This is a genomic window from Nocardiopsis sp. NPDC055551 (genome assembly GCF_053619415.1).
The window spans coordinates 659,439-681,783 of record NZ_JBSHJJ010000001.1 but is presented as its reverse complement, the minus strand read 5'-3'; the positions used below and the strand labels follow the sequence as shown (position 1 = coordinate 681,783).

The window sequence follows — 22,345 nt, the reverse complement described above, 5'->3', positions numbered from 1 at the left end:
CTCAGGCGCTCTGGTCCATGGACAGACGCACCGCGTAGGCCGCCGCCTGGGTACGGCGGGCCATGCCGAGCTTGGCCAGGACTCGGGACACGTAGTTCTTCACGGTCTTCTCCGCCAGGTACATCCTGGCGCCGATCTCCCGGTTGGTGAGTCCCTCACCGATGAGCTCCAGGACACGGCGTTCCTGTTCGGTGAGCTCGCTGAGCGGGTCCTTGCGGCCGGCCTCGTCGCGCAATCGCTTGAGCATGCGCGCGGTCGACTCCGGGTCCAGCAGGGATCGCCCCTGGGCGACCGTGCGGACGGCGCCGACGAGGTCGGTTCCGTGGATCTGTTTGAGGATGTAGCCGGCGGCACCCGCCATGACCGCCCCGTAGAGGGCCTCATCGTCGGAGTAGGACGTGAGCATGAGCATGTGGGTGTCGGGAAGCATCGACCGGATCTCCCGGCAGACGGTGACACCATCACCGTCGGGGAGTCGAACGTCGAGTACGACCACGTCGGGTCGGAGCGCGGGCACCCTGGCCAGGGCCTGCGCGGCGGTACCGGCCTCGCCGACCACCTCGATGCCCTCCTCGTCGTCGAGGAGTGACCCCACGCCTCTCCGGACGATCTCGTGGTCGTCGACCAGGAACACCCGGATCGATCTGTCGCCGCCCATCAGGTGCGCACCTCCATAGCACTGGTGACCTGAGGCGGCAGCGCCGCCTTGGGTTGTGGGCCTTCGCCGCCCGTTGTGGCGCACCGTCGGGCGGTTGCGAGCCGTGTGTTCGCCCTCGGTCCGAAGGCTCGGACCAGGTGTTACCACCCTATCCGGGTGTGTTCGCCACCAGAGGGGGCGAACGTCCCTTCCCGTTTGAGTCCTGTGTCCCGACGGGTAATGCGCGAACGAGGACCTTCGCCGTGGATCAGGGGGATCCCGGCCCCTTTTCCGGTGTTCGTGGACGGACGACGATGAAGAGGGCGGATGCACGGAAGGTACCGGATTTCGGGGGGCTTGTGGTGGTTGGAACAAGCGACGCCGGGGCGTCCAGGAGCGGGCGGGACACGGGACCCGGATCGCCACCGGAACAGCGCACGGCGTCGGAGGAGTTCGCGGGCACCGAACGTCTACACGAGGGCGAGCGGCGATCGCTGGGCGCGGACCTGTCCACCGGCGGGCAGGTCTCGTTCACCGTCCTGGAGCGTCAGACCTGTCTGAACCTGTTGGCCACACGGGACATCGGGCGGGTGGCCTTCACCATCGACGGGGACGCCGCGCCGACGGTGCTGCCCGTCAACTACGCGCTGCTCAACGACACGATCGTGTTCCGCTCGACGTTGGCCGGCTCCATCATGCGTTACGCGCGCGGGTACGCGGCCTTCCAGGTCGACCACCTCGACGAGGAACGCCGTGAGGGGTGGAGCGTGCTGTGTTCGGGGCGTTGCCGGTGGGTCCGTGACGACGGGGAGTTGGAACGCGTCCCGCAGGGCCGTATGCCGCGACCATGGGCGGCCGGCCCGCGGGACCAGGTCCTGAAGATCGTCCCGGCCCGGATCAGCGGTCGGGAGATCCAGCGGGCCTGATCCCGCGAACACGCACATGGACCGGGTGTCCGGATCAGGAAGGATCCGAACACCCGGCCTTTTTGTTCGTTCTGTCGTCTTTCCGGGTATCGATGGCGGCATGGGAATGCAAAGCCGGTTCCCGACACGGTGCGTCCCCCCTTCGCGGGGACGTGGCGCGGAGAGCATGCCGGCATGTGCCATCGACCGGTTCGTTCCTCTTCGGCCCCCGACCCTCGCCGCCGCCCCTCCATGTCCGGGGGCGCCGTGATGAGGACGACCTGGCGACGAGTGGCCCTGGGCGCGGGTGCGGCCGGTGTCGCGACGTTGTTCTCCGTCTCGGGCGCCGCGGTGCCCGAACACGCCACCGCGCTGAACACTCCCCCTTCGGCGGCGCCGTTGGAGCCCCTTTCGCGGACCGCCGAGGACGGGCTCGCCGTCGAGGTGCTGTCCTCTCGGCCCGACACCGTCATGGGCGAGACGGTACTGGTCCGAGTGACGCCGCCGGCCCCCCACCAACCCCACCGGGTGCGGCTGGAATCGAATGGCGATGACGTCACCGAGGCGCTGCGGCGGGTGCTTCTACCCGGGGTGGGCCCGGTGTTGGAGGGGACGGTCTCGAACCTGTCCGAGGGGACCAACTCACTGGTGGCCTCGATCGAGGCCGCGGAGGAGGAGACGACCCGGGAGGGCGGCTCCGCGCCCGAACCGGTGGAGCTGATCGTGACCGCCCACCCGTTGTCGGGGCCGGTGTTCTCCGGGCCGCACCAGGAACCGTTCGTGTGTCGGACCGAGGACTTCGACCTGGCCTGGGGCGGGACGCTGGGCGCCGCCCTGGACGAGGACTGCTCGGTCACCACCCGTGTGGGGTACGTGTACCGATCCACCGACGAGGAGTTCAAGGCGTTGCCGGACCGGGACCGGCTGCCCACCGACGTGGCCACCACGACCACCTCCACCGGGGCGGAGGTGCCCTACACCGTGCGGGTGGAGACCGGGACGGCCAACCGTTCGGTGTACGAGACGGCCCTACTGCATGATCCCCGCGACCCCGAACCCGACCCGTGGACCTCCCCCGAAGGTTGGAATCGGCGCCTGGTGTACAAGTTCGGCGGTGGCTGCCCGGGCGGTTGGTACACGCAGGGCGACCACACCGCCGGGGTGGTGGACCACGGCATGCTCTCCCAGGGGTACGCGGTGGCCTCGGCGTCCTTGAACGTGTTCGGCAACAACTGCAACGACCTCCTCGCCGCCGAGACCATGGCGGCCACCAAGGAACGTTTCACCCTCGCCTACGGCTCCCCCGACCACACCCTGGGCTGGGGGTCCTCCGGGGGTTCGTACCAGGCCCACCAGATCACCGACAACCAGCCCGGGCTGCTGGACGGGATCCTGGTCTCGCAGAGCTACCCGGACGTGGGTTTCGCGACCACTCCGGCGGCGACCGACGCGCTGTTGCTGCGTTCCTACGCCGAGAGGCACCCCGAGGCGCTCACCCCCGATCAGGTGGGCGAGGTCTCCGGGTTCGGTGGCCCCGAGGGGGTGACGGCGATGGCCGGCGCGGCGTCGCGGATCGATCCGCGGGGCGTGTGCCCGGACTCACTGCCCGAATCCGAGCGCTACCACCCCGAGGACAACCCCGACGGGGCGCGCTGCGACCTGTACTCGCACACCGTCAACGTCTACGGGACCGATCCCGGCACCGGGCTGCCCCGGCGGCCGTTGGACAACGTCGGTGTCCAGTACGGTCTGTCTGCGCTGATGGCCGGGGACATCGACGTGGACGCGTTCTTGCACCTGAACGAGCACATCGGTGGACTCGACGCGGACGGTCAGGTGGTGGCCGAACGTACCGAGGGCGACCCGGAGGCCATCGCGGCGGCCTACGGCAGCGGCCGGTTGTTGCACGGGGGCGGCGGGCTGGCCGACGTCCCCGTGGTGGACCACCGCCCCTACCAGGACGACACACCGGGCGGTGACATCCACATGCGCTACCACTCCTTCTCCACCCGGGAGCGGTTGGTCCAGGCCAACGGCACCGACGCCAACCACGTGATGCTGGTCGAGCCCTACCGGTCGGGGGTCTTCGACTCATCGAGCCCGGTCGCCGGGCGCGCACTGAGGGAGCTGGACTCCTGGGTGAGCGCGGCCGCCGACGACGCGCGGGTGCGCCCGCGCTCCACCCCGATCGAGCGGGTGGAGCGCACCCGCCCGGACTGGCTGACCGATTCCTGTTGGATCGGGGGCGAGCGTGTGGTCGCGCCCCAACTGCCCCTGCCGGCCGGTCAGGGCGACCGGTGCGCGGACGCCTTCCCCGTGCACGGTTCGCCGCGGACGGTGGCGGGCGGCCCGCTCGCTTCGGACGTGGTCAAGTGCCGGCTCACCCCCTTCGACGAGAGTGAGCATCCGGTGGAGTTCGACGACGAACAGGCCGAACGAGCCCGGGAGGTCTTCGCGGAAGGGGTGTGCGACTGGTCGCGTCCGGGGGTGGATCAGCGACCGCCGAAGGGGCCCTGGCAGTTCTTCTGAGCCCGCCACGACCGTGCCCGGGGCCGGCGGAGCCGACGAGGCCGAACGGATGACCGCGGGGTCAGTCCGCGGGGCGGTGTAGGACGAAGATGCCGCCGTAGGCGGGCTGGTCGAGGCGTTCCTCGTCGGTGGCCACGTATTCGTCCAGAATGGCCAGGATTCGCCGGTCCAGTTCCTGGAGCCCGTCGTCGCTCAGGTGCAGGACGAAGCGGGCGTAGGTGCGCAGCGACTCGGGCCCGGCCTGGGCGAGTTCGTCTTGGAAGGCCTGGACCGGCGCGGCCCGCGCGATCGGTTCCTCGTCCGCGAGCGGACCGTCCAGCCACCAGGTCACGGCGGTGGCACGGTAGGGCTTCTCCAGGGCTCCCCCACTGCCGGTGCGGACCGGGGCGGCCGTCAGGAGCCCCGCCTCCACCAACTGCCGGACGTGGTAGAGGACCGTGCCGGGTGAGGTCTCCAGGCGGTCGGCGAGCTCCTTGTTGGTGAGTTCGCGCAATCGGCACTCGCGGAGGATGCGCAGGCGCAGGGGGTGCCCGAGGGCCTTGGCCTCCTGGGCGGTGGCGGGGCGGCGCTTGCCCGGCTCGAACGCGGCGGGCGGGGCCGGCTCCGACTCACTCATGTGGGCAACGCTACCGGGTCGATAGATTGAAGCCAATCGATTGAGTTTTATCAATCGATCTGTCATCGTCGATCCATGGCCGAGAACGACGGGCACACGCCCTCCACCCCTCCGTCCGGCACCACCACGACCGCCCCCGGACCACTGGGCGGCCCCTACTGGCGGCTATGGACCTCCTCAGGGCTGTCCAACCTCGCCGACGGCGCCCTCAAGGCCGCCCTGCCCCTGGTGGCCCTGCGCCTGACCGACTCACCCCTACTGATCGCCGGAGTGGCCACCGCGCTGAGCCTGCCCTGGTTACTCTTCGCGTTACCCTCCGGTGCCCTGGCCGACCGGCTCGACCGCCGAGTGGCCATGGTCGGCGCCAACGTCGTGCGCGCCGCCCTCCTCGTGCTGCTGGTGCTCTCCCTGTCCCTGGGGTTCGGTTCGATCTGGCTGCTGTACGCGTTCGCCTTCGCCATCGGGGTCACCGAGACCCTCTACGACACCTCCGCCCAGTCGATCCTTCCGCAGATCGTCCCCCGGAGCAGTCTGTCCCGGGCCAACGGCCGCCTGTACGCGGCGGAACTGACCGGGCAGGAGTTCATCGGCCCGCCACTCGGCAGCGCCCTGGTGGCGGTCGGTGTCGCCTTGGCCTTCGTCACCCCGGCGGCGCTGTGGGCCGCCGCCGTGGGAATGTTGCTGCTGGTCAAGGGCCGATTCCGGGTGAAGAGGACCGGGCCGGCCACCACCATGCGCACCGAGATCGCCGAAGGAGTGCGGTTCCTATGGGGCAATCGACTGCTGCGCCGGTTCGCCCTCATGGTCGGGGCGTCCAACTTCGCCACCCAGGCGGCCTTCGCGGTGTTCGTGCTCTACGCGGTGGGCCCCGGTTCGCACCTGGGGTTGCACGAGGCCGCGTTCGGCCTGCTGCTGATCTCCACCGCCGTGGGCAGCCTGATCGGGTCCTTCCTGGTCGAGTGGGCCGAACGGTGGTGCGGGCGCACCTGGGCGCTACGCGTCTCCGTGGTCGGGTTCGCCCTGCTGCTCGGGGTACCCGGGCTGAGCACGAACCTGTGGGTGGTGACGGCGGGCCTGTGCGCGGGCGGTGTCGCCATCATGGTCTGGAACGTGATCGTGGTGTCGCTACGCCAGCGGTTGACCCCCGACCACCTTCTCGGCCGGGTGAACAGCGTCTTCCGGCTACTGGCCTGGGGCACCATGCCGCTGGGCGCGGCCACCGGCGGGGTACTCGCCTCCCTCATGGGGCTCAGGCCGATGTACCTGCTGCTGGGCGGGTCGATGTTGCTGCTGTTGCTGCCGTTGATCCGGCTGAGCGACGCGCGCTTCGACGCCGCCGAAGCAGAGGCCCTCGCCCGGGAAGCCCGCTGAATTCGATGGACCATGGGCGCTCGCCCGGTCAGGATGGGGCGCATGAGTTCCACCGAACCCGCCCCGGACGACGTCGAGGTGTTGGAGGGCGGCAACGTCGCCGAGAGCGTGCTGCGCGTGGGCGCCACGGTGCGCAAGCCGTGGCTGCCCTCCTCCCCCGCCGTCACCGAACTCCTGCGTCACCTGAACCGGCACGGCTATCCGGCCGCACCCGCCACGCACGGGCGGCACCCGGAGGGTTCCCAGTGTCTGGAGTACGTGCCCGGGACCCTGGCCGACCGGATGGCGCCGATGTCCACGGCCGGGCTGCGGCGGGTGGGCGCGCTGATCCGGCGCCTGCACGACCTGACCACCGACTTCATCCCGCGAGGCGAACCCGTGTGGGGATCGGTCTTCCCGCCGGAGGAGGGCGAGGTCATCTGCCACTACGACCTGGCCCCGTGGAACCTGGTCGTCGGCGGGCGGGACACCGGGAACGCGGAGCCTCACTGGTGCTTCATCGACTGGGACGGCGCCGCCCCGGGTACCCGGATGGGCGATCTGGGCTACGCGGCGCACGGGTTCGCACCCCTGCACGCCGGCGGTGATCCCGACATCGACGGCCGGCGTCTGCGGGCGCTGGCCGACGGCTACGGCTGCGACCTCGAACAGCGCGCGGCGCTGCCCTGGGCCGCGCTGCACCGGGTGCGCGGCATGTTCGAACTGCTGGAGGAGGGAGCGCGGACCGGGGCACAACCCTGGGCGCGGTTGCACGCCGAGGGCCACGCCGACCACTGGGGCCCGGCCGCCGACCACATCGAACACCACGCGGACCTATGGGCGCGGATGCTCACCGCGCCCTGACGGCGGCCCCTCAGGCGGGGCGGGTCCAAACGAAGGCGGCCGAGATGGGATGACCGCGAAACCTCTCCCACTTGGGTTTGGCCGCCCCCCAGCCCTCGTCCACCACGGCCTCCTCCAACGCCACCAGCCGCCACCCGGCGGCCAGGGCGGCGCGCACGTGGTCGCCGACGTGGTGGACGTGCGTGGTGATGGCGACGTCCTCACCGGAGGCGTCGGTGAAGTGGGTGGGCATCCCCGAGACCATGATGAACTGCGGGTGGTAGGCGACCAGGACGAAGTACCCGCCGGGGCGGGTGAGCCGCCACGCCTCGGCGTAGAGCGGGTCGAGCCCGGGCAGGTGCTCGTCGATGAGCGAGGCGATGGTCAGGTCGTAGGAACCGGCGGGCAGTCCGGTGGCGCGCACGTCGCCTCGGGCGAGGGTGGCGTGGGCGCCGCGCTTCTCGGCCAGCGCGAGCATCCCGGCGCTCAGGTCCACACCGTCCACGTGTGAGATCCCGCGTTCTCGAAGCCAGGCGCCGGTGCGCCCGGTTCCGCACCCCAGGTCGGCGGCGCGGTCGATCGTGCCCCAGTCGGGTGCGGTGAGCCCATCGAGCAGACCCAGGTCCATCGCGTCAAGGACGGAGTCCTCGTAGGTGGTGGACCATCCGTCGTAGCCGGTGGCCACGTCCACGGTGCGATAGTGGCGGGTGTCGAAGGTGGAGAAGTCGGCCATGGCGACGAGTATCCCGTGTTCGGGACGGGTACGGCCACCCGTTTTCCGGAGTATGGCCCTCGCGGAAAATGCGTTGCCCGCGCGGATGGCCCTCCCCTAACGTGGACGTCATGGCAGCATTCCACGCGATCTTCCAGGGTCCGCAGGCCTGGCCCGCGGTCGCCTACGCACGACTCCGGTCCGCTCAGCCGGCCCGGTAGCCGAACCCCTCTGAGCGCACCGCCGTTCCCGCGTCCTCATCGGCGCGACGTCGGCGGTGCCGGGTTCGTCCTTCGTCGCACCCGCGTCTTCGCCGGTCCGGTCTCAGCCGACGCCCCTTTTCCCTTTCGGGCGGTCGGCCGGCGGACCCTGTCCCTTTTCTGACGCGCCCTGGCCGGGCGTGGGTCCCGTCGTGCCGTTCACGCCCTCGTCGGCCACCCCCGGTGGCGGAACGGACCACGCACGCATGGCACGCGCCAGGAACAACGACCGTCGACGTCTGTCCCAGAACTTCCTCGCCGATCCGGCGACCGCCCGTTGGGTGGTGCGCACCGCGCGAGTGGGACCCGAGGACCTGGTGTTGGAGGTGGGTCCGGGTGAGGGCGCCCTCACCCGCCACCTCACCCGGGACGCGCGGCGGGTGATCGCCCACGAACTCGATCCGCGTCTGGCCGACCGACTGGCCGAACGCTACCGGGAGCGCGCACCCGGGTTGCGGGTGGTGCGCGGGGACTTCACCCGATCGCGTCCACCGGGCTCCCCCTTCGTGGTGGTCGGCAACATCCCGTACTCACGGACCTCCGACATCGTCCGTTGGTGTCTGGAGGCCCGCCACCTGACCTCGGCCACGCTCGTCACCCAGTTGGAGTACGCCCGCAAACGCACCGGGGCCTACGGGCGGTGGAGCAAGGTGACCGTGCTGAGCTGGCCGGAGTGGTCCTGGACCCTGGCCGGGCGGATCGACCGGCGCAGGTTCCGTCCGGTGCCACGGGTGGACTCGGGTGTTCTGGTGCTGCGCGCCCGGGAGGAACCGTTGCTGCCCCGGGAGCACTTGGACGAGTACCGGTGCCTGGTGGAACTCGGTTTCGGTGGGGTGGGCGGTTCGCTTTCGGCGTCCCTGCGCCGCGCGTACCCGGCACGGAAGGTGACCAGGGCACTGGGCACGGCGCGGGTCGCGGCCGGCGCACCGGTGGGGTTGGTGACGCCCGGACAGTGGGTGACGTTGACGCGTGTTCTGACCGATTGAGGCCCCGGCCAGGCCGGGGATCGCGCACCGACCTCACCTAACGTGGGTTTATGCGACGAATAATGCCTTACGCACTGTTGTTGCCGTTGGTCCTCGCCGCTGCCGCGTGCGCCTCCCCTGCGGAGATGGCGCTGGAGGACCCGGTGGAGACCTCCGCCACCGAGGAGGAGACCACCGGGTCCGCCCCGACCGATGAGGCCGACGAGGGGGAGGGCGGCGCCCCGGGCACTTCGGACCAGAGCGGTGCTCCCGACGCCGGGGACACTCTGGCCTTCGGGGAGCCGGCCGTCTTCCCGCACCCGGTGGGCGCCTACGAGGAGGAGTTCCAGGAAGGGATCGAGGAGGACGTGGTCTACACCGTGGACGACGTCACCACCGACGGAGCCGGGAACGCCGGCTTCACCCTGACCGTGGATGTGCCCGAACTCGGCCGGGTGTTCGGCCTGGGCAACATGTCCGTGGAGTGTTTCTTCGACGAGGCCGGCACCCCCGCGACCAGCGACGCTCCGGTCACGGAGGCCGAGGCGGGGACCCACACCATGGACATGGAGTGCGAGGCGCCGCAGAGCGCTCAGGACCTGACCGTGGTGATGACCAACGCCGAGGACGAGGCCACCTGGACCGGCCCCCTGGAGTGACCCTTCGGACCGGGACATCGGGCCCATCACCGTGGCCGGCCTCGTCGCCGGGGCCGCCCTGTTCGAGGGCGGCCGCCTGGATACGCTCGGTGAGGAGGAGCCCACCGCGTTCCGCGGGGACCCTACCCCGTCTACGCGGACACGCTCCTGTCCCCGGACCCGATCAAGGACGTGACCGATGCCCCTCACACCGCCCTGCCCCGCAGGTGAACTCTCGGCCGTACGCGGAGACCTCGTCTACTTCACCGGTGATCCCTTCCGCGTACCGATACGGGAGTGCTTCGTCCACCAGGTCGACGGGGTGGTCGTGGTCGAGGACGGGCTGATCCGGGAGGTCGGACCGGCCACCGACGTCCTGCCCGGACTCCCCGAAGGCACACGGGTGGATCACCACCCGGGCTGTCTGGTCGGGCCCGGCTTCATCGACTCCCACGCGCACTACGCGCAGAGCGACATGATGGCCGCCCACGGCGACCAACTCATCGACTGGTTGCGCAACCACACCTACGTCGCCGAAGAGCAGATGGCCGATCCGACGCACGCCACCGCGATGGCCCGCCGGTTCCTCTCGGAGCTGCTGCGCAACGGGACCACCACGGCGCTGACCTTCGCGACCGTGCACCGCCACTCGGTGGACGCCCTGTTCGGTGCGGCCTCCACCCTCGGTATGCGGATGATCGCCGGCAAGGTCCTCATGGACCGCAACGCGCCCGAGGCCCTGCGCGACACGGTGGAGAGCGGCTACCGGGACTCCCGGGACCTGATCGGCGCCTGGCACGGGAAGGGCCGGAACATGTACGCGATCACCCCGCGTTTCGCCCCCACCAGCAGCGACGAACAGCTGGCGGCCGCCGGTGAGCTGTGGCGCGAGTTCCCCGACGTCCACGTGCACGGTCACCTGTCCGAGAACCGGGACGAGGTCGCGTGGGTGCGCGAGTTGTTCCCCGAGCGTTCCGGTTACCTGGACGTGTACCACCACCACGGTCTGACCGGTCGGCGCGCCGTGTACGCCCACGGCGTGCACCTGGGCGAGGACGAACTCCGGCTCTGCCACGACACCGATACCGCCATCGCGCACTGCCCCACTTCCAACAACTTCCTGGGCAGTGGTCTGTTCCCGTTGCACGAGGCGCTGGACCCCGAGCGTCCCGTGCACGTCGGACTCGGCACCGACGTGGGCGCGGGCACCACGTTCTCGCTGCCCTCCACCATGGGTGAGGCCTACAAGGTGGCGCAGCTGCGCGGCCACAGCCTGGATCCCCTGCGTTCGCTGTACCTGGCCACCCTGGGCGGCGCCGTCGCCCTGGACATCGACCGCCACGTCGGCACCCTCACACCGGGGCACGAGGCCGACCTGGTGGTGCTCGACCCACACGCCACCCCGCTGCTGTCACGGCGAACGAACACTGCCGAGTCGGTCTCCGACCTGATCTTCGCGTTGTCGATCCTGGGAGATGATCGTGCGGTGCGCCGCACCTACGTGGCGGGGCGTGCGGTCGGCCCCGAGGACGTCTCGACGCCGGGCTCCGTCCCGGCAGGCGTGAACTGAGCCGTGGGAGCCCCGTGAACAGCCGGGGCTCCCCCTCACAGCGATCGGTCGGGCCACGTCGGTGACGGCGGCGAAGACCACGGGCGGGGAAGCGGGTGACGCCGGAGCGAAAACCCGTTGTCCGGCGTATCTTCGCTCTGATAGACCGGCGTCATGGATCCAACACGCGTACCCGCCACCATCGACCTCGACACCGCCCGCGCCGGCCTCATGCGCAGGCTGTCCACCCTGCACGAACGCACCTTCGACCTTCCCAAGGACGTGGTGGCCGAGTCGGTCCCGGCAGGGGAGGGAGCGTGCGAGGGCACGTGGATCAGCACGACCGAAGCACCCGCCCGGGACGGGGTGATCCTGTACCTGCACGGCGGTGGATTCCACCACCGCATGCCGGACCTGATGAACCTGTTCGCCTCTCACGTCTCCCGGGCCACCGGCCTGCCGGTGTTCGTGGCGCACTACCGTCTGGCGCCCGAGCACACCTTCCCCGCGCCCCTGCGGGACGCGGTCGCCGCCTACCGCTTCCTATTGGACCAGGGGGTGCCCGCGGAACGGGTGGTGGTGCTCAGCGAGTCGTCCGGGGGCACCCTGGCCCTGTCGATGCTGCTCGAACTCAAGGCCGTGGGCGTGACTCTGCCCGCATCGGTCATCTCCTACTCCCCGCCCACCGACCTGACCCTGTCCAGCCCATCGGTGGACACCAACACCACGCACGATCCGGGTGTGGACCGCGAGATGCTCACCACCCTGATCGGCGGGTACCTGGACGGCGCGCGCCCCGACCAGGCCCCGCAGTCCCCGCTGTTCGGCGATCTCACCGGGCTGCCGCCCCTGCTGTTGGCCGTGGGCGAGGACGAGACCCTGTTGGACGACACCCTGCGGTTCGCGAAGGCCGCCGACGAGGCCGGAAGCCCGGTGACCCTGCGGGTGTACGAGGCCATGTCGCACGCCTTCCAGGCCGCCGTCATCGACCGGGCCGAGGACCCCACCGGGCAGATGGTGCTGGAGCACCTGACCGAGTGGGTGCGGGCCTTCCTACCGGAAACGGCCCGAACCGGCGGGTCGAACACGTAGGACGGCGAAGGACTCGCCCGGCACCTCGACCCTGGTGCCCTCGACCCTGGGGTGTCCGGTGGCGAGCAACGGTTCCCCGGGGGTGGCGTCCAACTCGACCGCGGCCTCATCGGCGGACAGGTTGCACACCAGCCGCAGGCGACCACGGTGCAGCACGAGCACCCGGCCGTCCTCGCCCGCGGTGACCTCGAAGCGGTCCAGGCGCGGGTCGGCCATCTCGGGTTCGGCGCGGCGCAGGGCGATGAGCGCCCGGTAGGTCTCCAGGACCACCGCCCCGGGTTCGCGCTCGGGCTCGGACCAGTCCAGGACGGCGCCCTCGCGGGTGGCCGGGTCCATGGGGTCGGGGATGTCCTCCTCGGCCCACCCCAGGGCGGCGAACTCGCGGCGGCGCCCGGCGCGCACCCCCTCGATCAGGGCCGGGTCGGTGAAGGACGCGAAGAACGGCCAGGGGGTGGTGGCGCCCCACTCCTCGCCCATGAAGATCATCGGGGTGTAGGGCGAGCACAGCACCAGCGCGGCGCCGCAGGTGAGCAGACCGGGTGAGAGGTGTTCGCCCTTGCGGTCGCCGCGGGCGCGGTTGCCGATCTGGTCGTGGGTGGACAGGTAGCCCAGGAACCGGCTGCCGGGGAGCCGGTGGGTATCGACAGGTGCGCCGTGGCTTCGCCCTCGGAACGAAGAGGGCCCTCCGTCGTGCCGGAACACGTGCCGCAGCACGTCGGCGAGCACCTGGGGACCGGCGAAGTCGGCGTAGTAGCCGTGGGTCTCCCCCGTGAGCGCCACGTGCAGGGCGTGGTGCAGGTCGTCGGACCATTGGGCGCTCATGCCCGATCCGCCGGCCTCACGGGGCAGGACGGTGCGCGGGTCGTTGCGGTCGGACTCCGCGATCAGGGACAGGGGGCGGCCGAGCCCGGTGGCCAGGGCGTCGACGGCGTCGGAGAGTTCGACCAGGATCGGTACGGCGCGGTCGTCCCTCATCGCGTGCACGGCGTCCAGGCGCAGCCCGTCCAGGTGGTAGTGGCGCAGCCAGTCCAAGGCGCCCTGGACGACCAGGTCGCGGACGGGGTCGGAGTGGGGGCCGTCCAGGTTGAGGGAGGGGCCCCAGGCGTTCTCACCGAGGAAGTAGGGGCCCAAACGCGGCAGGTAGGCGCCGGAGGGGCCCAGGTGGTTGTAGACCACGTCGAGCAGCACGGCGAGCCCACGCCGGTGGCAGGCGTCGACGAACCCCTTGAGGGCGTCGGGTCCGCCGTAGGGCTGGTGGACCGCGGACCACAGGACCCCGTCGTAGCCCCAACCGTGGGTGCCGTCGAAGGCGTTGAGCGGCATGAGTTCGACGTGGGTGACGCCGAGTTCGACCAGATGGTGGAGGCGGTCCACGGCACTCGTGAGGGTGCCTTCGGGGGTGAAGGTGCCCACGTGGAGTTCGTAGATCACGGCCCCGGAGAGGGGGCGTCCGGTCCAGTCCCCGTCGGCCCACGCGTAGGCGTCGTGGTCGTAGACGCGGCCGGGGGCGTGGACGCCCTCGGGTTGCCACAGCGAGCGCGGGTCCGGCAGGGCCTGGTCGTCCTCGTCCACCAGGTAGGCGTAGTCGGATCCGGGTCCGGCCCCATGGACCGTGACGTGCCACCAGCCGTGGTCGTCGCGGTCCATGGGGTGGTCGCTGCCGTCGACGCGCACGCGCACCCGGTGGGCTTCGGGGACCCAGACCGAAAAGTCGCCGTGGACGCCGCGTCCGGGGGTGGCGGGGTGGTTCGGTTCGTTCACGCACGGTGACCTACCCCGGGGTGGGGAAGGTCGAACCGCCCCCCGCACTACCCGACGGCCTGCGCGCGGACCACGCCCCAGGACAGCTGTTCGATGTGGGGCTCGATCATGTCGGCCTCGGCGAGCAGGATCTCGGTGGCCCGGTCCCCCATCTGCTCGCGCAGTGGCGCCTCGTGTTCGCGGATCGAGCTGTAGAGACGGCCCCACGCGGCGCCTTCGCCGGGCAGTTCGGTGCGCGGTCCGGGGTGGAATCCGGCGGTGCGCAGCGGCTCCGCCCAGGCCGTGGCCGCCTCGTCCGATGTGCGGGGTTCGACACCGGTGAAGAGCAGGGCGCCGCCGGGGCGCAGCACTCTGCGCACCTCTGCGAGGGCTTCATGAGGGTCCGTGGCCAGGGCCAGCGCGTCGACGCTGATCACCGCATCGGCGACACCGTCGGCGAGCCCGGTGTCGGTGAACGAGCCGGTGCGGAACTCCACCCGTTCGGCGGGCAGCCAGTGGGTGGCGCGTTCGGTGGCGATCTCCACCGCGACGGCCGACCAGTCCACCCCGATCAACCGGGTTCCGGTGGCGCGGGCCAGCCACAGGCCGGGCCCGCCCGGACCGCAGCCCAGGTCGACGACGGTGGCTCCAGGGGTCGGGCGCAGGTCGGCGACCATGAGCCCGAGAAGACGCCAGGGGCATCCGCTGTCGGGGCGTACCTCGGCCGGGTACTGATCGCCCCAGGCCCGAGCCCACAGTTCGGCGAGCAAGGGGCTGCCGTGCTGGGCGCGGAACTGGGCGTCGAAGGCCTCCGGTCTCAGCTGCGCGGCGACGGTCTCCTCGTGTTCTCTGGGCAAGCGGGTCCTCCTCGGCCGGTGGTGGTTCGACCCGAGTCTGTCAGGGCCCGGATCGGCCGGTCGAGGGGAGCTCGCTAGGGTCCTACGATATGACCGCGAGTGACCACGCCCCCGCACACCCTCCGCTTCAACCGCCGCCGGAGGAGTTCCTGGATCGACTGCCGTTGGGTCTGGTCTGCCCGGTGTTCGCCGTCTTCGCGCTGCCCCAAATAGTCGTGGCCGTGCTCCTGGCCGTGGCGGCGCCCTGGTTCCTGTCCCACCACGGGGTGCTGATCAACGGTGAACCACACCTGTACGCGCCCTTGCAGGAAACCCTTCCCCCGTGGGCGTTGTGGATCACGGCGGCCCTGGCGTTCGTTCTGATGGCCTGCTCCTGGACGGTGGCGGTACGTTTCCTCGCCCTGGTCCACGACGGCCGGAACCGACCACTGCGCACCGCCCTGCGTGAGGCGGCCACGACGTCGCCCGCCACGATGGCGGCGTTCGCACTCCCGTCGGGTCTGTACCTGATCCTCGACCAACAGGTACATCCGGGATGGACCGTGGCTCTGTGGTCCCTGCTGTTCATCACCCTGCCACCCCTGTGGTTCCCCCTCGCCGGGGTCGCGCTCGGCCCAGGCTCATGGCGGGAGGTCCTACAGATCCTGCGCCGGCATCCCCTACGGCGTGGGTGGGTCGTGTGCCTGATCCCCCTCCCCCTCACCTTCGCGGTGGTCGTGTTCGGCTTCCACCAGGTGAGCGGGCCCGCTGGAGCGGTACTCGTCTGGACCCTGGCGATGATCGGTCTGACGGTCTCGGCCAGGGCGCTCACCCTGGCCTCGCTGTACCACCGGCAGGCACATCGTTTCGAGCAAGGCGAGGACAGCCCTCCGGTGGAGGACGACCTCACCGGGTCGGGTCACCGCTGGGCGCCGGTGGCCCTGTCGGGGGTGCTCCTGGTCGGCCTGTGGGTGCCCGCTCCCCTGTTCGATCTGGTCTTGACCGATGGGCCCTGGGAGATACCCGCCTACGACCGGTGGTCCTCGCCCATGGACGAGGACCAGGGTGAGCCTTCACTGTTTCTCGTCCCGGACCGCTCCTCTGTCGTCCTGGGCTCGGAGCCTGCCCTGTGCGACCTCCCCGAGGGATGTGCGATCCCGGGTGCGGGGAGAGCCGACAGTCTGGCCATGGCCACCGAAGACGGTCTGCGCTCGGTCAGATTCCCCTACCCCGATGACGCGCCCCCCGGTTCCGTCATCTGGGAAGAGGCCGGCTGTGGTGGGAAGGACCGTTGCCGGGACGACCACGTGTTCCTGGTCCCCGAGGGTGAGGTCGACGGGGAATGGGGAGCGTACGAGGACGTCCCCGGCCGCGACCGGACCACCCTGGACTGGCAGAGTCGATCCCGAGTGTGGCTCGAAGAAGGCGGCGGGCGCGCCCACGTGGTCAGCGCCGTCCCCTCCGTCGGTCTGGGCGAGACCATGCTGACGCTGTTCGTTTGTCAGGACACCGACTGCGGCGAGTACACCTCCACCGAGCTGACCAGGGCCGCCGGAGCCCCCTGGATCGGCTTCGCCCGACCTCGCACCGCGCACGACGGCCTCGTCGACGTCGCGGTCGCCCCGAACGGCGACGCGCGGGTCACCGTGCACGATCCGGGTTCTGGAGCCCTCACCTTGTACTCGTGCGCCGGGGTGGATTGCGCCGACGTGACGGAGACCGTCCTGGTCCCCGCGTCCGACGTCACCCGGGCCTGGGACCTGAACCATCGGAGTCACGCCGGAGCGGAGGTGCGGGTGCGTCCCGATGGGACGCCCGCCATCGCTTACCGGGCCACCCTGGATGGTGCCGTCCACTTCCTGGACTGCGCCGACGAGCACTGCGAGCGGTTCGAGTCCGTGGAGGTGTTCGGTCCCGGATGGAACAGACCGGCCCCGGCTCTGGATCTCGACCCACAGGGCCTGCCCCGGCTGCTCGGACACGACCTGACCTCACGCACGGTCGAATACGTGAGCTGCGCCGACACCTCCTGCGCGGAGACCGAGTCGGTGACGGTGGGGTCCTACCCGGTGTCCCCCGGGTGGGTGTCACTGCGGGTGGACGAGGGAGGCCGGCCGGTCATGGCGTGGCTGCGTGTGGGAGAGGAGGAGGACCCGCACACCGCGGAACTGGTGCGTTGCGGGGACACCGCGTGTTCGATGTTGACGCCCGCCGGCCGGAGTTGAGGGTCGGGGCGCGGTCGGTCCGCCCCTGAGGGGGCGTCAGGCGACCTGGTTGAGGGCGTACAGACGGGGCTTTTCACACGGAACGCCCTCGAAAGGGCTCTCCGCGCCGATCTCCCCGATGCCGTCGGGGGCGCAGGCCAACGCCACAACGATCTCGTCGGTGCTCAGCAACCCGTAGGTGCCCAGCCCCACCGGCCCAGGCTGGCCGTCCCTGAGTTCCACCCAGGAGACAAGGCGGTCACGTTCACGGTCGTGGTCGGTGAGGGACACGTGGCGCGGTGTCGCCGGCGACAGTGCCTGGACCTCGGTGTCCTCTGGGAGCGACTCGCCGGTGACCGCGTCCAGGATCTCTCCACCCCGATGTTCGAAGGCGGGCCCCGACGGTGTGTTCACCGGAGTCAGGTCGCCTCGCGTCCCTTCGGCCTCCCAGAGGAGTTCCTCGGTCACGAAGTCGTAGGCGTACTGCACGTCGTCCTCCACCGCGTGGAGAACGACGTAGCCGTCCGGGTGGATCCCGGACAGCTTCGAGAAGCTCCGTACCCCTTCGAAGTCGTCCACGATCAGATGCTCCAGCTCTCCGGTGCGCACATCGACACGGGCGAACCAGCCCTCCCACCGGGACAGGTGGAGAAGTGCGGGGTCGTATTCGGTGTTCCAGGTGAAGTAGGCGTGGGTCCCGTAGGCGCCCACGTATTCGGGGGCCTCCTCGGCGACGTCGTCGCGCACACGCCCGTTCCAGACGACCTCGGCCTCTTCCAGGTCGATCGCGGTGAACAGGGGGTCCTCCCGGCCCTGTCGGAAGAGGGCGTGGCCGTCCGCCACCGAGGAAAGGGTGCCCAGTGAGTGCGAAGTCTCGACCACCGTGTCCACCTCCCCGTCGTCGAGGGCCAGCACCACCAGCCCCCGGTCGAAGATGACGTGGAGGTCGTCCCCTTCCTGGTGGAGACCGCCCGATCCCGAGTGCAGGAAGGATCCGTCGTCCAGGGCCTCCCCCAGGTCGACCCGCCACCGTAGTTCGCCGGTGGCGGCGTCCAACGCCCGGATCCGCGCGTTCTCCGCGTACACCACGGTGTCCCGACCCTCGATCTCGATGGCGGTGAACAGGCCGAGATCCGACCAGGGATCCGCGAGCAGACCGTGCGCACCCGTGTCCACGTGCCGCAGGGCCAACGGCTCGTACGAGGCGGACCGCAGCAGGTACGTGCCCTCCAACGGCAACGACCAACGCAGTGCGCCGTCCTCTGCGCATTCCTCTGAGCGCTCCCCCCGGCACAGGAGTTCTTCGTCCGGGCCGATCTCGGAGATCTCCGAGTCGGGGTCCTCGAAATCGGCGAGGTACTCCTCCAACGGACGCGTGGGGGTATCGGCGTCCGCCGTGATGTCGGGGGCCACCGCGCAACCGGACGACAATACGGCGAGAAGGAGGAGGATGGAGGAGCGGCGCATGACGGGCAGCCTACCGAGGGTGTTCGCGCGCCGCCCTGACGGCCCGGACCCCGGAAACCGGGGTGTTCGGACCGGGGCGCCATGAGACCGTGGGGTGATGGAAGAACGTCTGGTGTTGGGGATCTGCGGGAGTCTTCGGCGGGGTTCGCTCAACGCGGCCCTGTTGAGACTGGTGCCACGGGTGGGTACGGCCGTCACCGTGGTCGGCGAGGATCTGGCCGGTCGGCTGCCGTTGTTCAACCCTGACGTCGAGAACGACGAGGGATCCTGGCCGGATTCGGTGCGTGAGCTGCGGGACCTGGCCGCGCGCGCCCAAGGGCTGGTGATCGCCACGCCCGAGTACGCGCATGGTCCCGCCGGGGTCACCAAGAACGCCATCGACTGGTTGGTGGGTTCGGGCGGACTGGTGGGCAAGCCGACCCTGCTGGTGAGCGCCTCCCCCGGGCAGGCCGGCGGCATGCGGGCCCACGCGCCCTTGATGCCGACGTTGACCCTGTTGGGCGCGGTGCTGGTCGACTGCGTGGTCGTCTCCCGGGCCGGGTCACGCGTGGACGAACGAGGTGAGTACGACGACCCGGCGGTGGTGGAGCGGATGCGGTTGGCCGTGGCCGAACTGGAGGACGCGCTGTCCTACGCCGAGGGCAGGCGAGCGGGTCTGCCCCTGGGCAGGCTCCTCTGACCGTTCCCGCTCAGGCGCCCTGGGGCAGGGGGCGGTAGGTTCCCAGGCGAATCGAGGCGGTGACGCGCACGGGGTCGGGCAGGACGGCCACGCGTTCGGCCAGCTCCTCGGGGGTGATGTGGCGGGCGCTGGGGCCCATCCCCACGACGGTGAGCGCGTCCGGGTGCGGAAGGTCCATCTCGAAACGGACCGGTCGCGCCTGGACCGGTGTGAAGTGGGTGTGCAGGCTCTGGGCCAGGCGCTCTTCCTTGCGGGGGTCCACGTCCAACAACCCCAGGGCGGAACGTAGCTCGGTGAGGTGGTCGGGTTCGGGGGTGACCACCAGCAGCGTCCCGGTGGGCGCCAGGACGCGGTGGAACTCGGCGGCGTTGCGGGGGGCGAACACGTTGAGCAGGACGTCGGCGACCCCGTCGGCCAGGGGCAGGGCGCGCCAGGAGTCGGCGGTGACCGCCCCGGCGCTGGGGTGCGCCTTGGCCGCCTTGCGGGCGGCGAACTTGGACACGTCGGTGGTCAGTCCCACCGCGCCGGGCGTCGCCTCCAGGACCTGGGCCAGGTAATGGCCGGTGCCACCGCCCACGTCCACGATCAACGGGTCCGCGCCGACGCCCGCCACGGCCTCGGCCAAGGCCCGGCCGATGGGGTCGTAGTGCCCGGCCGCCTGGAAGCGCAGCCGATCGGCGACCATCTCCTTGCCGTCCCCCGTTCCGGGCGGGGTGGCTCCGGTGAGCAGCCCGGCGTAACCCTCGCGGGCGACGTTGAAGCCGTGCCGTGCCGCGCAGGTGAGCCCGCGAGGGTCCCGGGACAGTGCGCTCCCGCAGACGGGGCAGGCCAGGGCGTCCGCCACGCGCTGCGGCATGCGCAGGCGGGGACCGGTGTGGGTGTTCGTCATGATCGCGGTCAGCCTACCGGCGTTCGACCTCTGGCCAGCACCGCGACCGGGTAGCGGTCCAGGACCTCGGCGAGGTGGGCGGTGGTGAGGCCGTCCACGCGCTCGGGCACGATGGGGCGAGCGGTCAGCAGGTCGACCCAGCCCCCCGGCCCCGAGGGCAAGGGCAGCACGGTGTCGGCCCAACCACCGGCGTCGGCCAGGGTCAGCGGTAGGCGGGTGGCGACCACCGCCAGCGCCGGGCCGTGGGAGCCGCGGGTGGTACGGGCGAAGGCCAACGCGTGGTCGGCGGCCGGCCCTTGCGCGCTCAACGGCAGGTAGCCGGTGGGTCGCAGGTCGCGGCGGGCCATCAGACAGGTGCGGACCAGGTGGAGTTTGGCCGCGCCGTCGGCGTCGACGCGCGGACGCCACCCCGCCTCGATCCGGGCCAGTGGTTCGGCGCGCGCCTCGTGGTCGACCGGGCGCCGGTTGTCGGGATCGACCAGGGACAGGTCCCACAGTTCGGTGCCCTGGTAGACGTCGGGCACGCCGGGACCGAGCAGCTGGACGGCCTTCTGGCCCAGGGAGTTGCTCCATCCGGGCGCCGTGATGGACTCGGCGAACGCGCGCACCTGGGCGTACAGGTCGGCGTCGGCGCGCAGCCGGTCGGGCCAGGAACGGATCCGTTCCTCGAACTCGGGGTCCTGGTGGGTCCAGGAGGTGCCCAGCCGCGCCTCGCGGGCGGCCTTGAGCAGGTAGTCGGTCAGTCGCTCGTCGTCGATGGGCCAGGCGCCGAGGAGGGTCTGCCAGCCCAGCAGGTCCAGGGCGGGTTCGGGCAGGGGCGCGCGCGGACTCCATCGGCGTACGGCGTCGGCGAAGTCGCCGGGGATCTCCGAAAGCACGGCCAAGCGGGCGCGCACGTCCTCGGAGCGTTTGGTGTCGTGGGTGGACAGGGTGGTCATGGTGTGCGGTTCGGTGGCCTCTCGGCGCAGTTGCGCGGTGTGCAGGTCGGCCACGCTCGTCCCGAAGGCGGCCGGGTCGCCGCCGACCTCGTTGAGGGCCACGAACCGGGTGCCTCGGTAGAAGGCGGTGTTCTCGGTGCCCATGGCCACGACCATGCCGCTGGTCTGTTGGACGCGGCGGGCGAGTTCACCGTGGGGGTCGGTGCGCACCGAGCGGTCGATGCCCTTCAGGACCGGTTGCAGGTCGGGGCGGCGGTCGGCGGCGGCGCGTACGGCGCGCGCCCAGTCGTCCTCGCCTTCGGGCAGGTAGGAGCGGTAGACGTCGAAGGAGACCAGGAGTTCGGCCACCGCCTCCTCCGCCCGGCGAGGGTCGGTTCCTTCCGGCGGGATCAGTGCGGCGATGCGGCGCACCTCGGTGTGCAGGAGTTCCCCGGCCGCGTGACCCCTGGCCTGGATGTCGATCTCGGGGACGTCGGTGGCCACCCCGTGGTCGCGTGCCAGGGTGGTCAGGATCGGTTCGGCTCCGGGGTCGACGAACGCCCCGCACACCTGGCGCAGGGCGTCGTAGCCGGTGGTTCCGGCGACCGGCCAGGACGCGGGAAGGTTCTCCCCCGGGGCGAGGATCTTCTCCACCACGATCCGGCCGCCGAAGCGTTCGGCCAGGCGGCGCAGGTATCCGCCGGGGTCGCTGAGTCCGTCGACGTGGTCCACGCGCAGCCCGTCGACCAGGCCTTCGCGGCCCCAGCGCAGGATCTCGGCGTGGGTGGCGTCGAAGACCCCGGGGTCCTCCACCCGCACCGCGGCGAGGTGGTCGACGTCGAAGAAGCGCCGGTAGTTGAGTTCGCCGTCACCGCGCCGCCAGGACACCAGCCGATAGTGCTGACGCGGGTGGACGTCGGCCACGTCCTCGCCAGGGGTGTGGGTGCCCTCGGCCAGGGGGAAGCGTTTGTCGAAATAGACCAGGTGGCCGTCGGCGATGGTGAGTTCGCTCAAGGCGGCGCGTCCGTCGTCACCGTCGTCGCCCAGGACCGGGACCAGGATGGGCCCGGAGTCGAAGTCGATGTCGAAGCATCGGGCGTGGACGGAATCGCGCCCGTTGGCGAGCACGTCCCACCACCACGGGTTCGCGTCGGGTCGGGCGATCGACATGTGGTTGGGGACGATGTCGACGACCACCGCCAGTCCCAGGGCGTGGGCTCTCTCGGCGAACGCCCGCAGCGCGGCCGGCCCGCCCAGGACATCGGAGACCCGTGTGGGGTCGACCACGTCATACCCGTGGTCCGATCCGGGGGTGGCGGCCAGCACGGGTGAGAGGTAGACGGCGTCCACTCCCATCCGGTGCAGGTGGTCGAGCGTTCCGGTGGCCTCGTCCAGGGTCAGATCGGGGCCCAACTGCAGGCGGTAGGTGGACTCGGGTGTGCGGTGGGGCGTTCTGTCAGCGCTCATCATCCGATTCCGTGCCCCGGTCGTCGGCGTGTCATGCACACGGTTCCGGC

Annotated in this window: 18 protein-coding genes; 10 read left to right on the top strand and 8 right to left on the bottom strand. The window is 70.9% G+C overall.

Annotation, left to right across the window (positions count from 1 at the left end; all coding sequences use genetic code 11):
• Window position 1: 1 nt before the first annotated feature.
• Window positions 2-658 (bottom strand): response regulator, encoded by a 657-nt coding sequence (locus ACWGSK_RS02785; protein WP_067601144.1) that lies wholly within the window; start codon window positions 656-658, stop codon window positions 2-4.
• Between the two features lie 341 nt (window positions 659-999).
• Here ACWGSK_RS02785 and ACWGSK_RS02780 point away from each other — a divergent pair, with 341 nt between their 5' ends.
• Together ACWGSK_RS02780 and ACWGSK_RS02775 are read left to right on the top strand one after the other, a co-directional pair.
• On the top strand, window positions 1,000-1,563 hold the full coding sequence (locus ACWGSK_RS02780; protein ID WP_358509160.1) for a pyridoxamine 5'-phosphate oxidase family protein: 564 nt from the start codon (window positions 1,000-1,002) through the stop codon (window positions 1,561-1,563).
• A gap of 249 nt (window positions 1,564-1,812) precedes the next feature.
• Window positions 1,813-4,071, top strand: a complete 2,259-nt coding sequence (locus ACWGSK_RS02775) for a DUF6351 family protein (protein WP_452455084.1) — start codon at window positions 1,813-1,815, stop codon at window positions 4,069-4,071.
• Between the two features lie 61 nt (window positions 4,072-4,132).
• On the opposite strand, the gene ACWGSK_RS02770 is transcribed toward ACWGSK_RS02775, so the two are convergent.
• Complete coding sequence (locus ACWGSK_RS02770; RefSeq protein ID WP_358509165.1) at window positions 4,133-4,687, bottom strand: ArsR/SmtB family transcription factor; 555 nt, start codon at window positions 4,685-4,687, stop codon at window positions 4,133-4,135.
• A gap of 75 nt (window positions 4,688-4,762) precedes the next feature.
• On the opposite strand from ACWGSK_RS02770, the gene ACWGSK_RS02765 reads away from it, so the two are divergent.
• Together ACWGSK_RS02765 and ACWGSK_RS02760 are read left to right on the top strand one after the other, a co-directional pair.
• Entirely contained in the window at window positions 4,763-6,058 is a 1,296-nt protein-coding gene (locus ACWGSK_RS02765; RefSeq protein WP_452455083.1) for an MFS transporter, read from the top strand.
• A gap of 42 nt (window positions 6,059-6,100) precedes the next feature.
• Complete coding sequence (locus ACWGSK_RS02760) at window positions 6,101-6,901, top strand: phosphotransferase (protein ID WP_452455082.1); 801 nt, start codon at window positions 6,101-6,103, stop codon at window positions 6,899-6,901.
• Between the two features lie 10 nt (window positions 6,902-6,911).
• Here ACWGSK_RS02760 and ACWGSK_RS02755 read toward each other — a convergent pair whose 3' ends face one another.
• Window positions 6,912-7,613, bottom strand: coding sequence for a class I SAM-dependent DNA methyltransferase (locus tag ACWGSK_RS02755; protein WP_452455081.1), 702 nt, complete (start codon window positions 7,611-7,613; stop codon window positions 6,912-6,914).
• Between the two features lie 445 nt (window positions 7,614-8,058).
• Here ACWGSK_RS02755 and erm point away from each other — a divergent pair, with 445 nt between their 5' ends.
• The 4 genes from erm (at window position 8,059) to ACWGSK_RS02735 (ending at window position 12,096) form a co-directional block, all read left to right on the top strand.
• Window positions 8,059-8,838 (top strand): ErmE/ErmH/ErmO/ErmR family 23S rRNA (adenine(2058)-N(6))-methyltransferase, encoded by a 780-nt coding sequence (gene erm / locus ACWGSK_RS02750; protein ID WP_358509176.1) that lies wholly within the window; start codon window positions 8,059-8,061, stop codon window positions 8,836-8,838.
• Between the two features lie 62 nt (window positions 8,839-8,900).
• Window positions 8,901-9,476, top strand: coding sequence for a hypothetical protein (locus ACWGSK_RS02745; RefSeq protein WP_358509179.1), 576 nt, complete (start codon window positions 8,901-8,903; stop codon window positions 9,474-9,476).
• Between the two features lie 178 nt (window positions 9,477-9,654).
• Window positions 9,655-11,025, top strand: coding sequence for a guanine deaminase (gene guaD / locus ACWGSK_RS02740; RefSeq protein ID WP_452455080.1), 1,371 nt, complete (start codon window positions 9,655-9,657; stop codon window positions 11,023-11,025).
• Between the two features lie 153 nt (window positions 11,026-11,178).
• On the top strand, window positions 11,179-12,096 hold the full coding sequence (locus ACWGSK_RS02735; protein WP_452455079.1) for an alpha/beta hydrolase: 918 nt from the start codon (window positions 11,179-11,181) through the stop codon (window positions 12,094-12,096).
• Here ACWGSK_RS02735 and treZ read toward each other — a convergent pair.
• A complete protein-coding gene (treZ, locus tag ACWGSK_RS02730; RefSeq protein WP_452455078.1) occupies window positions 12,058-13,857 on the bottom strand; it encodes a malto-oligosyltrehalose trehalohydrolase in 1,800 nt (599 codons plus the stop codon). The two genes, ACWGSK_RS02735 and treZ, sit on opposite strands and share 39 nt — an antisense overlap.
• A 47-nt stretch (window positions 13,858-13,904) precedes the next feature.
• On the bottom strand, window positions 13,905-14,693 hold the full coding sequence (locus ACWGSK_RS02725) for a class I SAM-dependent methyltransferase (protein WP_452455077.1): 789 nt from the start codon (window positions 14,691-14,693) through the stop codon (window positions 13,905-13,907).
• Window positions 14,694-14,782: 89 nt separating this feature from the next.
• Between ACWGSK_RS02725 and ACWGSK_RS02720 the strand changes: the two genes are divergently transcribed.
• Window positions 14,783-16,897 carry a hypothetical protein gene (locus tag ACWGSK_RS02720; RefSeq protein ID WP_452455076.1) on the top strand — a complete coding sequence of 705 codons (2,115 nt, stop codon included), beginning with the start codon at window positions 14,783-14,785 and terminating at the stop codon, window positions 16,895-16,897.
• A 36-nt stretch (window positions 16,898-16,933) separates the two neighbouring features.
• Here the strand turns inward: ACWGSK_RS02720 and ACWGSK_RS02715 are convergent, their stop codons facing one another.
• Window positions 16,934-18,343, bottom strand: coding sequence for an outer membrane protein assembly factor BamB family protein (locus ACWGSK_RS02715; RefSeq protein WP_452455075.1), 1,410 nt, complete (start codon window positions 18,341-18,343; stop codon window positions 16,934-16,936).
• A 97-nt stretch (window positions 18,344-18,440) separates the two neighbouring features.
• On the opposite strand from ACWGSK_RS02715, the gene ACWGSK_RS02710 reads away from it, so the two are divergent.
• Window positions 18,441-19,022, top strand: a complete 582-nt coding sequence (locus ACWGSK_RS02710; RefSeq protein ID WP_452455074.1) for an NADPH-dependent FMN reductase — start codon at window positions 18,441-18,443, stop codon at window positions 19,020-19,022.
• 10 nt (window positions 19,023-19,032) lie between these two features.
• Here the strand turns inward: ACWGSK_RS02710 and ACWGSK_RS02705 are convergent, their stop codons facing one another.
• Window positions 19,033-19,911 carry a putative RNA methyltransferase gene (locus ACWGSK_RS02705; RefSeq protein ID WP_452455073.1) on the bottom strand — a complete coding sequence of 293 codons (879 nt, stop codon included), beginning with the start codon at window positions 19,909-19,911 and terminating at the stop codon, window positions 19,033-19,035.
• Window positions 19,912-19,919: 8 nt separating this feature from the next.
• Window positions 19,920-22,295 (bottom strand): malto-oligosyltrehalose synthase, encoded by a 2,376-nt coding sequence (gene treY / locus ACWGSK_RS02700; RefSeq protein ID WP_452455072.1) that lies wholly within the window; start codon window positions 22,293-22,295, stop codon window positions 19,920-19,922.
• Between the last annotated feature and the right edge of the window lie 50 nt (window positions 22,296-22,345).